The 12,445-nt window shown below is 74.4% G+C and carries 13 protein-coding genes and 1 pseudogene; 5 read left to right on the top strand and 9 right to left on the bottom strand.

Annotated features, from left to right (window positions below):
* From ABZV78_RS05410 to ABZV78_RS05385, 6 genes and pseudogenes are all read right to left on the bottom strand, one after another.
* On the bottom strand, positions 1 to 63 hold a 63-nt coding region (locus ABZV78_RS05410; protein WP_355635547.1), incomplete at its 3' end, for a hypothetical protein.
* A 25-nt stretch (positions 64 to 88) separates the two neighbouring features.
* A pseudogene (locus ABZV78_RS05405) lies at positions 89 to 499 on the bottom strand (ATPase); the annotation flags it as partial.
* A 116-nt stretch (positions 500 to 615) separates the two neighbouring features.
* Complete coding sequence (locus ABZV78_RS05400; protein ID WP_355635539.1) at positions 616 to 1,062, bottom strand: response regulator; 447 nt, start codon at positions 1,060 to 1,062, stop codon at positions 616 to 618.
* 72 nt (positions 1,063 to 1,134) lie between these two features.
* On the bottom strand, positions 1,135 to 1,482 hold the full coding sequence (locus ABZV78_RS05395; protein ID WP_355635538.1) for an STAS domain-containing protein: 348 nt from the start codon (positions 1,480 to 1,482) through the stop codon (positions 1,135 to 1,137).
* Positions 1,483 to 1,569: 87 nt separating this feature from the next.
* Positions 1,570 to 2,619, bottom strand: a complete 1,050-nt coding sequence (locus ABZV78_RS05390) for a cobalamin B12-binding domain-containing protein (RefSeq protein ID WP_355635537.1) — start codon at positions 2,617 to 2,619, stop codon at positions 1,570 to 1,572.
* Entirely contained in the window at positions 2,616 to 4,364 is a 1,749-nt protein-coding gene (locus tag ABZV78_RS05385; RefSeq protein ID WP_355635536.1) for a PP2C family protein-serine/threonine phosphatase, read from the bottom strand. Before ABZV78_RS05385 ends, ABZV78_RS05390 begins: the two co-directional genes overlap by 4 nt.
* Positions 4,365 to 4,572: 208 nt before the next feature.
* Here ABZV78_RS05385 and ABZV78_RS05380 point away from each other — a divergent pair, with 208 nt between their 5' ends.
* Both ABZV78_RS05380 and ABZV78_RS05375 read left to right on the top strand, forming a co-directional pair.
* A complete protein-coding gene (locus tag ABZV78_RS05380; RefSeq protein WP_355635535.1) occupies positions 4,573 to 4,968 on the top strand; it encodes an STAS domain-containing protein in 396 nt (131 codons plus the stop codon).
* 46 nt (positions 4,969 to 5,014) lie between these two features.
* The gene (locus tag ABZV78_RS05375; RefSeq protein WP_355635534.1) at positions 5,015 to 5,359 is read left to right on the top strand and encodes an STAS domain-containing protein; all 345 of its coding nucleotides are present in this window, start codon (positions 5,015 to 5,017) and stop codon (positions 5,357 to 5,359) included.
* Between the two features lie 67 nt (positions 5,360 to 5,426).
* On the opposite strand, the gene ABZV78_RS05370 is transcribed toward ABZV78_RS05375, so the two are convergent.
* Positions 5,427 to 5,741: a hypothetical protein gene (locus tag ABZV78_RS05370; RefSeq protein ID WP_355635533.1), complete on the bottom strand. Its 315-nt coding sequence runs from the start codon at positions 5,739 to 5,741 to the stop codon at positions 5,427 to 5,429.
* Positions 5,742 to 5,926: 185 nt separating this feature from the next.
* Between ABZV78_RS05370 and ABZV78_RS05365 the strand changes: the two genes are divergently transcribed.
* The 3 genes from ABZV78_RS05365 to ABZV78_RS05355 all read left to right on the top strand — a co-directional run bounded on the left by ABZV78_RS05365 (position 5,927) and on the right by ABZV78_RS05355 (position 8,929).
* Positions 5,927 to 6,898 carry a DUF2267 domain-containing protein gene (locus ABZV78_RS05365; RefSeq protein ID WP_355635532.1) on the top strand — a complete coding sequence of 324 codons (972 nt, stop codon included), beginning with the start codon at positions 5,927 to 5,929 and terminating at the stop codon, positions 6,896 to 6,898.
* 68 nt (positions 6,899 to 6,966) lie between these two features.
* On the top strand, positions 6,967 to 7,758 hold the full coding sequence (locus tag ABZV78_RS05360) for a fused MFS/spermidine synthase (RefSeq protein WP_355635531.1): 792 nt from the start codon (positions 6,967 to 6,969) through the stop codon (positions 7,756 to 7,758).
* A 43-nt stretch (positions 7,759 to 7,801) separates the two neighbouring features.
* Positions 7,802 to 8,929: an AI-2E family transporter gene (locus ABZV78_RS05355; protein ID WP_355635530.1), complete on the top strand. Its 1,128-nt coding sequence runs from the start codon at positions 7,802 to 7,804 to the stop codon at positions 8,927 to 8,929.
* 10 nt (positions 8,930 to 8,939) lie between these two features.
* Here ABZV78_RS05355 and ABZV78_RS05350 read toward each other — a convergent pair whose 3' ends face one another.
* Together ABZV78_RS05350 and ABZV78_RS05345 are read right to left on the bottom strand one after the other, a co-directional pair.
* Positions 8,940 to 10,238, bottom strand: a complete 1,299-nt coding sequence (locus ABZV78_RS05350) for an NAD(P)/FAD-dependent oxidoreductase (protein WP_355635529.1) — start codon at positions 10,236 to 10,238, stop codon at positions 8,940 to 8,942.
* Positions 10,239 to 10,284: 46 nt separating this feature from the next.
* Positions 10,285 to 12,429, bottom strand: a complete 2,145-nt coding sequence (locus ABZV78_RS05345) for a glycogen debranching N-terminal domain-containing protein (RefSeq protein ID WP_355635528.1) — start codon at positions 12,427 to 12,429, stop codon at positions 10,285 to 10,287.
* Positions 12,430 to 12,445 lie beyond the last annotated feature (16 nt).

The raw sequence follows: 12,445 nt of genomic DNA, 5'->3' as shown, positions 1-12,445 counted from the left end.
GTGCTCGCTGTAGGCCTCCGGCGCGACGATCCAGGACACCTGCGGCAGCGTCCCGTTCGCCACGTCCCGCCGGAAGTCGGCCAGCAGCGCCTCGGACCCCGGCCAGGATCTCGTCGACGCGGGCCTCCCGCCCACGGCGGGCCAGCAGCGCCGCCTCGAAGTCGCGGCGCGCCCGGACCGCCTCGGCGTACGCCTGCTCGCGCACCTGGCGGGCCTCCTCGCGGGCCGCCTCCAGTTCGCCGCGGGCCTGGGCCAGCAGCGCGGCGGCCTCCCGCTCGGCGGCCGTCCCGGCGGCCGCCTCGCCGTCCACGACGGCGGTCCGGCGGCGCAGGAAGTCGCAGAGGTGCGCCGCGTCCTCCCGGATCTGGTCCCACTCCCGGCCGGCGCCGGCGGCGCTTTCCGCGCGGGCCGCGAGCCGGACCAACCGGATGCCCAGCTCGTCCAGGCAGGAGTCCACCTGCCGCTGGTCGTAGCCGGTCTCAACCACGGAGAACCTCATGCGTGTCGCCCCCCAGGCAGCTGGTGTCACTTCCCCACCTGACGATCCTGGGCGGCGGCCACGCTCGCGGCGGTTCCCGCAAAATGTTCAGCATCCGGACGCCCGGACGAAACCGGTCAGGGGTGCTTGGGAAGCACGACCACGCGGCCGAAAAACTCGTCGATGCGGCGCACCACGTCGTTGAAGTCGTCCAGGTCGATCGGCTTCGTCACGTACGCGTTGGCCTGGAGGGTGTAGCTGCCGAGGATGTCGGTGTCGGCGTTGGAGGTGGTCAGCACGACGATCGGGATGGTGCGCAGGCTCTCGTCCTGCTTGACCTCGCCGAGCACCTGACGCCCGTCCATCCGCGGCATGTTCAGGTCGAGCAGGATGACGTCGGGCCGCCGGGCCTCGGTGTGCCGGCCCTCGCGGCGGAGGAACTCCATCGCCTCCTGGCCGTCGTTGACCACGTCGATGATCTTCTCGACGTCCGAGTCCTCGAGCGCCTCCTCGATCATCAGGACGTCACCCGGGTCGTCGTCCACCACCAGGATACGAACGGGGCTCGGGGTGCCATGACCCATGGGACTACCTGCTTCGTCTCGGAGGTGGAGCGCCGACGCCGAGGTCGACTGCTGGCGGGGAAATCTAACCGATCAGGAGGCGGCCGGCGTGGCCGGGTCGGCCCGGTCGGCCTCGTGGCGCAGCACATCGGCCAGCCCGGTCACCTGAAGCACCCGGGCCACCCGCCCGGTCGCCCCGGTGACCCGCAACCAGCCGCCCGCGGCGGCGGCGAGGTTGTCGCCGCGGACGAACGCGGCGATGCCGGTCGAGTCGCAGAAGGTCAGCTCGGCGAGGTCCAGCAGCAACTCGCGGTGCCCCTCGGCGGCCAGCCGGTCGATGACGGCGTTGAGCTCCGGCGCAGTGCTCAGGTCGAGCTCACCCGCGAGCCGGAGGCGGGCTGGCCCGCCGTCCCGCTGGCCGTACGTGACGGTGAACGTCACCGTGGCCCCTCTCGCTCCCACCGCAGGCCGGCCCTTGCAGTGCGGCAAGTATACGCAGGTCTCCCCGCCGCGCCCGCACCCTGGCGGTCAGCGTCCCGGCGCGGCCGACAGCCTCCCGACCAGCGCGCGGGCCCGGTCGAGGAACCGCCCGGCCCGGGGAAAATCACGCAGCCGCAGTCCATAGTGGTCGAGGGTGAGCCCGACCGCGCTCGCCGGGACCCGGCGGCTGACCAGGATCGCCACCAACCACTCGACGAACTCGGTGAAGAGGGTGTCGTCGTCGACGTAGAGGGCGGCGGCGAGGAAGTCGATGATGTAGCCGAGGTCGCTGACCGTCGAGTCGAGCTGTGCCGGGGTGTAGTCACGCACCCCCGGCACCCGCTCCCGCAGGTCGGCCAGGGCGCTGTCGATCAGCTCACCGCGCCGCTTGACCAGGCTCGCGTACTCGTCGTCGGCGAGGTGGTCGAGCCGGGCCGGCGGGGCCACGCGCAGCGACCGCTCGTCGGCGAGCAGGTCGGCCGCGGCCGGCGCGTCCGGCGCCCAGGGCACGCCGAGCACCCGGGCCCAGCGGCCGTCGGCGCCGAACCCGCGCCCGCCCACCACCACCGGCACGTCGGAGCGGCGGCACGCCTCGATCATCCGGTGCGCGTGCGGCAGCCGCATCGGCAGCGCGCAGGCCAGGGCCACCGCGTGCGCGTCGTAGCGGTGCAGGTAGGACACCAGGTGCGCGGCGGGCACACTGGCCCCGAGGAAGGTGACCTGCCAGCCGCGCAGCCGCAGCACCTCGGCCACCAGCCGGGCCGGCAGCGCGTGCCACTCGCCGTCCATGCAGGCGACCACGATCCGGCCCCGGGTCGGGCGGGGATTCGCGTACGCGGCGACGGCGGCCACCACCCGCTCGCTGATGTGGGTGGCGGCGTGCTCCTGCACCACGCTCCACTCGTCGCGCGCCCACCGCTCCCCCACCTCGGCCTGCGCCGGGGCGACCAGGTCCAGCAGCACCCGCTCGGCCGGCACGCCGGACTCCAGCAGCTCGAGGGCCACCTCGACGGCGGCGTGCTCGTCGGCCTCGGCCAGGCACTCCAGGTAGCCGGGGAAGGCGCGGGCCGGGTCGGCCTCGATGCTCGTCGCGGTCACGCCCCGGTCTCCCTCGGTCGGTCGGCGCCGGCCGGGCCGGGCACCGCGTGCAGGTGGCGGCCCGGGCGGCCCGGGCCGGTGGCCCGCAACGCCAGCACCGCGATGTCGTCGTGGTCGCCGTGGCCGAGCCAGTCGCAGGTCACCTGTTCGACCCGCTCGGCCAGCGCCGGGGCGGGCATCCGGTGGCAGCCGGTCACCGCGTGCAGCAGCCGCTCGGCGCCGAACTGTTCGTCGCCCCGCCGGCCGCCGCGCGCCTCGGTCACCCCGTCGCTGTAGAGCAGGCAGGTCTCGCCCGGCGCCAGGTGCACCGTAACCTCGCCGATCCGGGGATCCGGCACCACGCCGATCAGCATCCCGCTCAGCGGCACCACCTCGACCTCGCCGGAGGCCCGCAGCACCAGCGGCGGGAGGTGACCGCCGCCGGCCATGGTCAGGGTGAGGCTGCCGTCGCGGTGCGGGCGCACCACGCCCAGCACCATGGTGGCGAACCGGCCCTGCCCGTGCGCCTGGGTGGTCTCCAGCAGCGCGTCGTTGAGCAGCTTCAGCAGCCGACCCGGCTGGGACTCCACCCGGTGCAGCGCGTGCAGGCACTGGCGGAGCTGGCCGGTGAACACGGCCGCCTCGACGCCCTTGCCGGAGACGTCGCCCAGGAAGAAGACCGAACCGCCGTCGACGAGCCGGTGGGAGCCGTAGAAGTCGCCGCCGATCCGCAGCCCGGCCTGCGCCGGCCGGTAGGCCGTGCCCCACTGCACACCGGTGGCCGCGGCCGGCTCCACGGGCAGCAGGCTGGCCTGGAGGGTGTCGGCGACCTCCGCCTGGTCGCGGTAGAGCACGGCCGTGGTCAGGGCGGCGCCGGCCCGGGCCGCGAAGGCGCGGATCAGGTCGAGGTCCGCCTCGTCGTACCAACGGCCGGCTCGACGGGCGACCAGCAGCACGCCCGCCGGGGTCTCCCGGCCGGGCAGCGGCACCACCCGCGCGGTGGCGCCGGCCGCGTCGAGACCGGGCAGCCAGCCGGCCTCGACGGCCTGCTCGACCAGCCAGTCGAGGGCGTGCGGCTCGCTGCCGCCGAGGCCCTCCTCGATCGCCGGCGGCAGCGCCGTGGCGGCGAGCACGCCGCTGTCCACGGCGGGCGCCTCGTCGTCCGCGCGCACCGCCCGCCACCAGCGGGCCCGGCCGGAGCGCGGGGCCAGCACCAGCACGGCCACGTCGGCCACGGTCGGCACGGCCAGTCGGACCACGGCGCCGGCGGCCCGGTCGGGGTGCAGCGGGTTGCCGAGCTTCTCGCCGACCACGGCCAGGAACGCCGAGCGGGCCCGCTCGGCGAGCAGCGCGTCCGCCCGGCTCACGCTCTCGGTGACGTCCTCGACGTAGCAGCAGCGGCGAGCGGCGGAGAGCGGGACGCGCCGCAGCCGCAGCCGCCGCCCGTGATGGGTGAACTCGCCCGGGTCGTCGCCGAGCAGCGCGGGCACGCCGGCCGCGGCGAGCACCTCGCCGGGGACCACCTCGGGGACCAGCCGCTCGGCGACCGGGCTGAGGTGCCGCACCACACCGTCGGCGTCGCAGACGATGAGCCCCTCGCGGAAGTGCTCCACCACCTCCGACCAGTCGGGGGTGGGCACACCGCGGTCCGGGGCCAGGGGCGGCAGGGCCGGCGCGGCGGCGGACCGCGACCCAGCCCGTCTGATGCCCGGCGTGGAGATCCGTCCGTCGCCCGGGTCAGCACCCCTGACGTCGGCAGCAGTCACCAGCTGAGCCCCACTCCTCGTCGATACCCGCGGTCCACCCGAAACGGCGCGTATGGTCAAATCTCTTCGGCCCACCCTACGCCGGTGTGCCGGGACCGCCACCCCACGGCCCGCGCCCTGGCCTGCGGACGCGCCACCCGGCGGGCCGGTTCCGGGGTTGTTACGATCCGGAACGACCCGGCCCGACCGGCAGCCGCGGAAAGGCGTGATGGTGGCACCCCAACGGAGTACGCCCGAGGCGACGCCCCTGACCATCTCCGTGGACCGGTCCGACCCCACGGCCCCGGCCATCAGGGTCGGCGGTGACCTGGCCTTCACCACGGCCGCCCCGCTGCGCACCGAGGTCGACCGGCTGCTGGCCGAGAGCCCCGGAACGCTCGTGCTGGACTTCCAGGACCTGCTCTTCATCGACAGCACCGGCCTGTCGGTGATCGTGCACGCCTGGCGGGAGGGGCAGCAGGGCGGCACCGCGATCCAGCTCCGGGAGACGCCCCGCTTCCTGACGACCATCCTCGACATGACCGGGGTCACCGGCCTGCTGTCCCGGCCGCGGCCCGACGGCCGGTCCGAGCGGCCCGCGACGGACTCGTCCGCCTTTGCCTGAGCACCCCGGGGTTTTCCGATTCGGCCCGAGCTGGGAACATGGCCGCATGCCCTCGCAGCTGTTGACCATCGAGGTCGACCGGCTCGACGCCGGGCGGGCCTGCCTTCGGCTGACCGGCGAGCTGGACTTCGACACCGCGCCGGACCTCGTCGCCGCCGCCGCCGAGCTGCGCCGCGACGGCTACCAGGAGCTGCTGCTCGACTTCGCCGGGGTGGCGCTCTGCGACTCCTCCGGCCTCAGCGCGCTGCTGGTCGTCCACCGGGCCGGCGCCGGCCCGGTACGGCTGGCCCGGGTCAACCCGCAGGTGCGGCAGCTGCTGGACCGCACCGGGCTGGCCGAACTGCTGGCCGTCCCGCCCGCGGAGACCGGCGAGGCCCGCGAGGTCGGCTGACCGCCGCCCGGGAACGGGGGATGGCCCCCGACCCTGGGACCAGGGGCCGGGGGCCGGGGAGGGTGGCTCAGGCGGCCGGGGCGGGTTGCAGGCGCGGGCCGGACTCGCGCAGCTCCCCCACCGTGGGCGAGGCCGCGTCCTCCGGCGCACCGGAATCGGGCGTCTGGAACAGGTAACGGACGAAATCCCCACCCACCTCGTTGTCGTCCGCTCCCGGCCACTGCCCCACACAGTCGACTCCGACGACCTCGCGTCCGCTGCCGTCGCTCTCCTCCAGCAGCGCCCAGAGGGTCACCGGATAGCAGCGGGTGCCCTCCTGGTCCACCTGCCACCGTGCGTACCAGCCGGGCCGGGCGGGGACGATCTCCACGATCCGTTTCACGACGACCTGCCCTTCCGCGTGCGTCGGAAGTTCTTCCGGTCCACCCCGATCGTGCGGCCCCGCCGGGTGACCGGTCCTCACCCGCAGCGAGTGAAGCTGTCCGGCCCGGCGCCGCCCGTTTCCTTCCCAGCAGCGCCGGGAAGGCGACCGGCGCAAGCGCAACCGACCAGGAACGAGGTGCGACGATGCGCAAGCAGATGGAGGGCGACAACCAGCGCCGCCGGGCCCTGGCCCGGGACGCCCGGGAACGCGGTCGGCGGCCCAGCCAGACCGGCGCCAGCCTGAGCGCGTCCAAGCAGATCACCTCGCTGGACCAGCGCGAACGGTCCGGCCCGGCGCCCGCCGGGCGGCACAAGCCGGACACCACGCGCGGCGGTCCCGCGCCGCCACCGGCGGCCGTGGCGGAACGCCCACGCCCGCTGCCCGACGAGCAGCCGGCCCGGGTGACCACGCTGGGCTACCGGGATCTCGTCGACGACGTGAGCCGGCGGGCCGGGGTGGACTTCTTCACCGCCAAGGTCGCGGCCGAGGCGACCGTGCTCGCGCTGGCCCGGGCGCTCGACGACGCCGAGCGGCAGCGGCTGCTCGAGGCCGTGCCGGTGAAGCTGCACGACGTGGTGCCGGTGGACGGCATCGAGCGGCGGCAGGATCTGCCCGGCTTCCTGGCCGAGGTGGGCCGGCGCAGCCGACTCACCCCGGAGCAGGCGCGCTACCAGGCCGAGGCGACCCTCGCCGCGCTGGCCGACGCGGACGGCGAACTGGTCGAGTCGCTGCGCGTACCGGACGGGTTGCGGGACCTGCTCGCGCCGCCGGAGCCCGGCGGCGGCCTGGTGGGTCCCACGTCCGCCACCGCGCCGCTCAACGAGCAGGAGCTGCGTGCCGCGCTGGCCCGCCTGCCGTACTGGTCCAGCGACCGGCAGTCGCTCGTGCGCACCATCGAGCTGCCGGCGGGCAACCTGGACCGGGTGCTCGACCGGCTCGACCTGCTCCGGGTCGAGACGGGTCGGGCTCCGCAGATCGGCCGGCCGGACCAGGACAGCGCTGTGCTCACCGTCCGGACCCAGCAGGTCGACGGGGTGACGGCACTGGACGTGGATCTGGCCGGGCGGATCGACGACGCCATCGACGAGGCCGGCGCCGGAATGAACGCCGGCTGAGCCGGTGGGCGGCCGGGCCGGCGGGCATCCCCCGCCGGCCCGCCGTCGCCCGGGTACCGTTGCCCGCCGTGGAGAGCGACGCCGAGGCCCTGGAGATCGTCGTGGACCGGGCCCGGCCCAGCGGCCGGACGCTGCTCGCCGCCGGGGTCGAACAGTCCTACGTCGACGTCGCGAACCCGCGCCACCTGCATTTCGAGTACGTGCGGCGGATGGCCGCCGTGGTCGACCTGGCCGCCCCGCCGGGCCGGCCGCTGGCCGCGCTGCACCTGGGCGGCGGAGCGCTCACCCTGCCCCGCTGGCTGGCCGCCACCCGCCCCGGCTCCCCGCAGCGGGTGATCGAGCGGGACCCGGCGGTGGTCGACCTGGTCCGCCGCGAGCTGCCGCCGGTGCCGCCCGAGGTGGTCGTGGCGATCGGCGACGCCCGGGACGCGGTCGCCGCCGCACCGGCCGGGGCGTACGACCTCGTGCTGGCCGACGTCTACCGGGCGGCCCGGATGCCCCGGCACGTGACCAGCGTGGAGTTCGCCGCCGAGGTGGCCCGGGTGCTCCGCCCGGACGGAATCCTCCTCGTCAACGTCACCGACCTGCCGCCGCTGGTGCACACCCGCACCCAGGTGGCCACACTGCGCGCGGTCTTCGCCGACGTCTGCCTGGTCGCCGACCGGCGGATGCTGCGCGGCCGCCGCTACGGCAACCTGGTGCTCGCCGCCGCGATCCGCCCCGACCGGCTACCGGTACGCCGGCTCGTCGCCCGCGCCGCCGGCGACCCGGTGCCCGGCGGGGTGCTGCACGGGGCGACGCTCGACGCGTTCGTCGCCGGCACGCTGCCGGCCACCGACGCCACCCTGCCCGAGGGCTGACCGGCCGGGGTTTCCGCCGGTGCCCGGCGGGTAGCCGCGCCGGATGAGCAACGCCGACGACCGATCCACCGCCCGCCGGGCGCTGATCGTGATCGGTCTGGTGCTCGCCACGCTGATCGGGCTGGCGCTGCTCTGGGCGACCCGGCGGGTGCTGGTCTGGGGCCTGGTCGCGGCGTTCTTCGCGGTGGCCCTGAAACCTCTGGTCGACCGGGTGGAGCGGCGGCTGGTCCGGCGCCGGGCCCTGGCCACCCTGCTGGTCTTCCTGGCCACCTTCGTGGTGCTGGCCGCGCTCGGCGCGATGATCGTGCTGCCGCTGGTCGACGAGCTGGGCCGGTTCGCCGACCGGGCCCCGGACCTGATCCGCGAGGCCCGGGCCGGGCGGGGACCGGTCGGCGAGGCGTTGAACCGATTCCACCTGCGCCGGTACGCCGACACCCACGCCGAGCAGATCCAGCGCTACGGCTCCCGGCTCGGCGAGCCGGCGGTCGGGGTGCTCCGTGGCGTGCTCCAGATCGTCGCCGCGGTGGTCACCGTGGTGGTGCTGGCCTACCTGATGGTGCTGGAGGCCCCGAAGATCATCTCCGGCACGCTCAAGCTGGTCGGCGACGGCGCGGCGGAGCGGCTGCGGCGCATCGGCCAGGACTCCTCCCGGATCATCACCGGCTATCTCAGCGGCAACCTGCTGATCAGTGTGCTCTGTGGCGGCCTGACCTTCGGCGTGCTCTTCCTGCTCGGCGTCCCGTTCGCCGGGGTGATCGCCCTGGTGGTCGCGCTCGCCGACCTGATCCCGCTGGTCGGAGCCACCCTCGGGGCGATCGTCGCGGCCGGCGCCGGGTTCGTGCACTCCCCCACCGCCGGCGTCGTGGTGCTGGTCTTCTTCGTGGTCTACCAGCAGGTCGAGAACCACCTGCTGCAACCGGTCATCATGGCTCGCGCGGTCCGGCTGAACCCGTTGACCGTGCTGGTCAGCGTGCTGCTCGCCGCCGAGCTGGCGGGACTCGTGGGCGCCCTCCTGGCCATCCCGGTGGCCGGGATCGCGCAGGTCCTGCTGCGCGAGTTCGCCCGCACCGGCCGCCAGGCGCTGCCCGTCCCGGCCCCCGACGTGCCGGTCCGGCGTCCGGCCGGCGGCCGGGCTCCCGCGGACGGGAACCCGCCGCCGGCCGGCGGTTGATCCGATCCGGTCAGGGCCGGCGTACCACCTCGGGCGACTCGCTCTCCAGCGGCACGGCGTGCGCCGGGACCAGGCCGAGCTGCACGGCGGGCCGGGGCAGGGTGGCGTCGAGCAACCAGTCCGCGCCGACCCGGGCCCGGTTGCTCGGCATCGCATACAGGTGGTAGCCGCGGGTGACCACCTTGGCCGGCAGGCCGGCGAGCGGCACGTGCAGCGGGTTGGCCGCCGCCTCCTTGCCGCCCAGGTCGACCACCCAGCCCAGGTCGCGGTGCTTGTACGACTTCCGGTTGCCCTGCCCGTAGGAGGCGGCGATGTTGTGCGCCGCGAGCTTGCCCTGCCGCTGCGCGTGCTGGGCGGTCATGGCGCAGATCTGGCCCGGGCGGGTCGGGTCGGGCACGGCCGCCGCGTCGCCGCAGGCGAACACCTCCGGGTAGCCGGGGACGTTGAGGTACTCGTCGACCACCAGGCGCCCCTTCTCGGTGCGCAGCCCCAGCTCCGCCACGAAGGGGTCGGGGCGCACCCCGACGCACCAGACCAGGCTGCACGTCGGGACGTACTCGCCATCGGTGAGCAGCACGCCGTCCGGGGTGGCCTCGGAGACCGAGGTGCCCATCCGCACGTCGACGCCGCGCCGGCGCAGCACCCGGTCGGCGGTGACGGACAGCCGCTGGTCCAGCTCGGGCAGGACGCGCGGGGCCACGTCCAGCAGCATCCAGCGGGGACGCACCTTGAGGTGGGGCCGCTGGGCCATCATCCGGTCGGTGAAGAGCTGGCCGTGTGCGGCCACCTCGGTGCCGGTGTAGCCCGCGCCGACCACCACGAACGTGGTCCGGGACCGCTGCTCGACCGGGTCCTCCGCCAGCTCGGCCAGCTCGAGCTGGCGGATCACGTGGTCGTGCAGGTAGAGCGCCTCGGGCAGGCCGCGGAAGCCGTGCGCGTACTCGGTCACCCCGGGGATCGGCAACAGCTTGTTGACGCTGCCGACGGAGAGCACCAGCCGGTCGTACGCGAGCTGGCCGTGGTCCCCCTCGGCGGAGCGGTAGCCGACCCAGCGGTTCTGCAGGTCGACCCGGTCCGCCTCGCCGATCACCACCCGGACACCGTCGAGGGTGCCGGCCAGGGGCACGGAGATCCGGGTGGGCTCGACCACCCCGGCGGCGATCTCGGGCAGCAGCGGCAGGTAGAGGAAGTAGTCGGTCGTGTTCAGCAGGACGATCTCGGCCCGCTTGCCGGCCAGCCGGCTCAACGTCTTCGCCGCGTGGTATCCGGCGAACCCGGCCCCCACGATCACCACACGAGGTTTCGTCATTGCGGCCCCGTTCCCATCGCAGGCAGGGACAAACGTGGCCGACCAGTCAGTCCGCGGAAAGCCGGACGTAACCCCTCCGGCCCACGGCCTCGAGATCCCAGGACTGCCCGAAGGCCCGCAACCGGTCGACGGCGATCCGGCCGATCTCCGGCGGAACGTCCGGGTCGAGGACCAGCCGGCCGTCGACCGGGTTGAGGTTGAGCATCGCCCGAGCCAGAGCCAGCGGGGTGGCGCTCGCCCAGGCCTGGGGGCTGCAGGCGGTCGGGTACGGCACGGCGAAGAGCAGCCGCTCGCGCGGGTACCCGCTCAGCGCCTCCGGCAGCCGGTAGCCGAACTGCTCCGCCACCTCGATCAGCGCCAGGCTGATCCGGTTCGCCTCGGCCCGGTACCCGTACCGGGCCAGCCCGAGGACGGCGAGCGAGTTGTCGTGCGGCCACACCGTGCCGTGGTGGTAGCCGAGCGAGTTGAACAGCCGGTCCTCGCGGGACAGGGTCCGGATGCCCCAGCCGGAGAAGAGGTCCTCCGACATCAGCTGCCGGACCACCCGGTCGGCCCGCTCCGGTGGCACGATGCCGCTCCAGAGCAGGTGACCCAGGTTCGACGTCTTCGAGTCGATCCGGTTCTTGTCGCCGTCCAGGCCGACGGCATAGAAGCCACCGCGCTCCTCGATCCAGAAGTCCCGGTTGAACCGGTCGTACAGTCGGGCGGCGTCCGCCCGCAGCCGACGGGCCAGGGGCGGATCGTCCAGCGGGCCGTCGGCGAGCTCGGCGAGCCGCAGTTTCGCGTCGTAGCCGTAGCCCTGCAGGTCGCAGGTGGCGATCGGCAGCACCGGGATCCGGCCGTCGTGGAAGACGACGCCGTTCGGCGAGTCCCGCCAGCACTGGTTCCCGAGTCCCTCCGGCGAGCGGGTGGCGTACTCCACGTAGCCGTCGCCGTCCCGGTCCCCGTAGCGGTCCATCCAGTCGAGGGCGGCCATCGCGTTGTCCCGCAGGCTCGCCACGAGGTCGTCGTCCCGGGTCCACCGCCAGTACTCGGACAGCAGGATCAGCCAGAGCTGGGTGGCGTCGGCGGTGCCGTAATAGGGGCCGTACGGCTTCACCCCGGTCCGGGTCAGCTCCCCGCTGCGGACCTCGTGCAGGATCTTGCCCGGTTCCTCGTCGGTGAAGTCGTCGCAACAGTCGCCCTGCAACCGGGCCAGGGCGAGCAGCGCGCCGCGCGCCAAGCTCGGACCGGCGACCAGTGTGTGGTACGCGGTGAGCAGGGTGTCCCGGCCGAACACGCTGAGGAACCAGGGCAGTCCCGCGCCGGGCAGCATGATGCGCTGCCCCTTGACCTCCAGCTCCAGCCGGAGCGCGGCGATGTCCTGCCCGGTCCGGAGCATGGTCCGCTCCAGCGCCTGGCTGTCGCTGTGCAGCTGGGCCCGCTCCGCCATCCAGTGGCGGAACGGGTCGGGTACCCGCTCGTGGATCACGTCGGCGATGTCGCCCCGGACCGACTCGACCACCCCCAGGCCCGGCGGCAGCGGCACGTCCAGATCGACGAACCACTCCTCCCGTTGGTGCAGCTCCAGCTCCCACACCAGCTCGTCGCCCTCGACCCGGTCCGCCGGCCGGGAGGAGCAGACCCGGGTCTCTGCGGAGAAGCCGTCGGCCGCGTACGCGAAGCAGAGCTGGTCGGGCGTGTGCCGGCGCGTGATGTGCGCGGAGCGGTCCCGGACCCCGGACTTGACCTCGAAGAGGTCGGCGAAGTCGGCGGCCGCCGCCAGCCGCAGCTCGATGCGGACCGGTTCGGGCTGGTAGGACACCAGTTCCACCCGCTCGTGGAAACCATCGCCGATGTAGCGCAGCCGCCGGAAGCCGAGGCCGTTCGCCGGGAGGCCGGGCAGCTCCGGGCTGGCGAGCGCGAACTGGGCCGAGTAGGGCTGAAGGATCTGCGAGCGGAGCACGAGCAGATGACTGCCGTTGACCGTGAGCACCCACCCGCTGAGCAGCCGCGTGTCCAGGTGTACCAGACCACCGATGCTGCCGGGCGGCACGTCGCCGGACGGCTCCGAGTACATGAAGGTGGGGCCGTTCAGGACGGCGATGGATTCCGTGCCCAGCTCGGGCGGTATCGACCGTTGGTCGCCGCTCTCGCGGGCCGGGGCGAACACACCGGGCGTCGGGTCGGCAGGAGTCGGACGAGAGCCCATGTCGTCACCGTAGGAA

The organism is Micromonospora sp. NPDC004540 (assembly GCF_040610095.1).
Taxonomy (GTDB): Bacteria; Actinomycetota; Actinomycetes; order Mycobacteriales; family Micromonosporaceae; genus Micromonospora.
This window is presented reverse-complemented; position numbering and strand designations above follow the sequence as displayed.

Excerpts from the sequence above, each read along its gene's own strand:
- ABZV78_RS05400 (WP_355635539.1), bottom strand. The coding sequence starts at position 1,062 with ATGGGTCATGGCACCCCGAGCCCCGTTCGTATCCTGGTGGTGGACGAC.
- ABZV78_RS05380 (WP_355635535.1), top strand. The coding sequence starts at position 4,573 with ATGGTGGCACCCCAACGGAGTACGCCCGAGGCGACGCCCCTGACCATC.
- ABZV78_RS05375 (WP_355635534.1), top strand. The coding sequence starts at position 5,015 with ATGCCCTCGCAGCTGTTGACCATCGAGGTCGACCGGCTCGACGCCGGG.
- ABZV78_RS05365 (WP_355635532.1), top strand. The coding sequence starts at position 5,927 with ATGCGCAAGCAGATGGAGGGCGACAACCAGCGCCGCCGGGCCCTGGCC.
- ABZV78_RS05355 (WP_355635530.1), top strand. The coding sequence starts at position 7,802 with ATGAGCAACGCCGACGACCGATCCACCGCCCGCCGGGCGCTGATCGTG.
- ABZV78_RS05350 (WP_355635529.1), bottom strand. The coding sequence starts at position 10,238 with ATGACGAAACCTCGTGTGGTGATCGTGGGGGCCGGGTTCGCCGGATAC.
- ABZV78_RS05345 (WP_355635528.1), bottom strand. The coding sequence starts at position 12,429 with ATGGGCTCTCGTCCGACTCCTGCCGACCCGACGCCCGGTGTGTTCGCC.